Raw genomic sequence first — 2,464 nt, 5'->3', positions numbered from 1 at the left:
CTTGAGCAGCAGGTCCGGGGCCAGGGCGTGGGCCGGGCCGGCGCCGAGCATGAGCGGCACGGCGGTGACGTCGCGCAGGCCGTCGCCGGTGGCGAACTGGTCGAGGAACAGCTTGAGGATGCCCGTGTAGGTGGCCTTGAAGGTGGGGCTGGCGAAGACCACGAGGTCCGAGGCGGCGACGGTCTCCACCGCCGCCGTGACGGCGTCGTCACCCCAGCCGAGCAGGCCGGGCCCGAGGGTGATCACGTCGACGACGTGGTCGGGTGCGGAGCCGCTGAACTCCGTGGCCAGGAGGGTGGCGGCGTCGAGGGTGCGGGAGCCGGGCTTGGGGTTGCCGGCGACGACGGTGGTCTTCACGCAGGGGCCTTTCCACATACATTCGGGATATCCCGGCGCGGTGCGCTGCCGGGAGGTTCTGGTCGGACCGCGCTCACCATGTGCACAGCTCTATCACCGCGCGGGTGGTGGCGACGTCCGGCCACCGGACCTCGGCGAACAGCCACCGCAGTAGACCTGGCGTCTCCGATTCGGGGGCGGCTGCCGAAGGGCGACCTGTGGGGAGGTCGTCGTGCCCGGGCGTCATGCGCACCGCCTCGTCAGCAGTTCCGTGATGTGAACGGCCGGGTGCGGGTCGAAGCGGTATCCGCTGCCGCGGACCGTGGAGATGATGCTGCCGAACTGCTGCAATTTGGTCCTGATCCGGGAGACGTGGACATCGACGTTCCGGCCGCGACTGTCCACCTCCCGCACCCCGGTGCCGAGGTCGCGCAGGACGGCCCGGGACACCACGGTCCTCGGGTTGCGGACGAGATAGGCGAGAATCTCGAACTCGCTGTGGCTGAGCAGCACTCGCCGGCCGTCGAGCAGGACGTCTCGGGCGGGAAGGTCGATGATCAACGGGATGGGGGTCGGGCTGAGCACTGTATGGGTGCTCACGCCCGGAACCAGATCGTGGGCGGCCTCGCGAAGGGCGTCGGCGAGCGCCGCCAGGTCACGCGAGGAGTGTATTCCGATGTCGGGCAGCCGCAGGACGAGAACGAGTTCGGCACCGGCGGCGGTGACTACGTCATTGCGAGTGGCGAGGATTTCCATGTGAGGCTCCGGTCGAGGAGGGGATCCGACGAGCTGACGGGCGATGCGGTGCGGCGACAGCTCGGACACTCGTTCCGGAGACTCGGCAGGCGACTCATGATTCACTCCTCCAATGCGACGGGGCGGTGGTAGGCGCCCTCGTGGTAGAGCAACGGAATACTCTTGCCCTCCGCCGGATTCGGGTCCTCGTGCGCACGAACCACGACACCGACGACCAGAGTGCTGTCACCGAGCGGAATCAACCGGTCGACGACAACCCGGAGCCAGACCGGCGTGCCGTGCAGGACGGGTTCACCGGATTCGATTCGGGTCCAGAGTGACTCGTCGGAGAACCGCTCCGCCGCGCTGCGCGCGAAGCGCTGCGCGAGATGCTGCTGATGGTCGCCCAACAGGTGGATCACCAACGACTCGGCCGAGCGGACGGCGTCGATGCTCGACGACGTGTCGGTGATGTTGAACGAGACCAGCGGCGGATCGAGGGAGAGCGAAGCGAAGGACGTCGCAGTGAACCCGACCGGGCCGGAGCTGGATTCGAGAGTGACGATCGTGACCCCGGCGGGGTGCCGCCGAAGGGCCGAGCGGTATTGGTCGCCACGGACGCCCGGAGCGTGCTCCGATGCGGCGGTGGCGGAGTATTCGAGGGCATTCGACATCGACAGGGACATAGCCGTTCCTTGAAGGAGGTACATACCGAGACGGAGGGAGGAGTCGGGAAGACACGTACTCAGGTCAGGAGGCACAGAGACACGAGCGGGTGCGGCACAGGTCCACGTGCCTGCGGCTCCACGCTGTTTCGGTCATAGTGCTCGATCCTCACCTGTCTGCAGTCGATCGTGGCCGTCCCCGACGGTCTTCGTCGGGGCACAGCCGAGGCGGTGCCGGGGTTGCCGGCGCCCCTAGTTCGTCGGGAAACCCCTTTCGCGCAACGCGTCTCGAAGTCGGCGGCGCGATCCCAGGGTACCCGGATCCGTCAGTCGTGCCACGATTCGCCCGGTCCAGCTGCCCGGCAGGCCCTGTCCACGGTAGAAGTCCTCGGCGCGGGTGTCGTACCGGGCGATACCCGCGTCCTGCGCCTCGAGTCGGTAACGGTCCCGGTGGCACACCATGTCGAAACCGAGTCGCGGCTTGACCTCGGCCCGCTCCGCCGGATCGGGGAAGCCGACCGAGAGGCCGACGACCGGGAAGACCCGCTGCGGCAGTTCCAGGACGTCGGCGACGCGCTCGGGCTCGTTGCGGATGCCACCGATGTACACGGTGCCCAGGCCGACCGATTCCGCCGCGACCACGGCATTCTGCGCGGCCAGGGCCGCGTCGACCACGCCGAGCAGGGTGCCCTCGGCGAAGTCCACGGCCGAGAACTCGTCAACGCGGA

Annotated in this window: 5 protein-coding genes; all 5 read right to left on the bottom strand. The window is 68.5% G+C overall.

The genetic code is table 11. From position 1 onward, the window contains the following. On the bottom strand, positions 1–357 hold a 357-nt coding region (locus tag AIIKEEIJ_RS13765; protein WP_161995879.1), incomplete at its 3' end, for an NAD(P)H-dependent oxidoreductase. Positions 358–579: 222 nt separating this feature from the next. Further along, complete coding sequence (locus AIIKEEIJ_RS13760) at positions 580–1,092, bottom strand: winged helix-turn-helix domain-containing protein (protein ID WP_161995878.1); 513 nt, start codon at positions 1,090–1,092, stop codon at positions 580–582. Positions 1,093–1,193: 101 nt separating this feature from the next. Further along, on the bottom strand, positions 1,194–1,757 hold the full coding sequence (locus AIIKEEIJ_RS13755) for a flavin reductase family protein (protein ID WP_124258563.1): 564 nt from the start codon (positions 1,755–1,757) through the stop codon (positions 1,194–1,196). A 64-nt stretch (positions 1,758–1,821) separates the two neighbouring features. Continuing rightward, a complete protein-coding gene (locus AIIKEEIJ_RS34310) occupies positions 1,822–1,893 on the bottom strand; it encodes a putative leader peptide (protein WP_353852504.1) in 72 nt (23 codons plus the stop codon). Positions 1,894–1,988: 95 nt separating this feature from the next. Beyond that, the coding region (locus tag AIIKEEIJ_RS13750; protein WP_202917011.1) for a nitroreductase family protein at positions 1,989–2,464 on the bottom strand (476 nt) is incomplete at its 5' end.

It is taken from the genome of Rhodococcus sp. YH1, from assembly GCF_009939605.1.
GTDB classification, from domain to species: domain Bacteria; phylum Actinomycetota; class Actinomycetes; order Mycobacteriales; family Mycobacteriaceae; genus Rhodococcus; species Rhodococcus aetherivorans.
Note: the sequence above shows the minus strand (reverse complement) of the source record. Positions and strands in the feature narration are given on the sequence as shown.

Bases quoted from the DNA above. Each gene is read 5' to 3' on its own strand.
- AIIKEEIJ_RS13760 (WP_161995878.1), bottom strand. From the start codon at position 1,092: ATGGAAATCCTCGCCACTCGCAATGACGTAGTCACCGCCGCCGGTGCC.
- AIIKEEIJ_RS13755 (WP_124258563.1), bottom strand. From the start codon at position 1,757: ATGTCCCTGTCGATGTCGAATGCCCTCGAATACTCCGCCACCGCCGCA.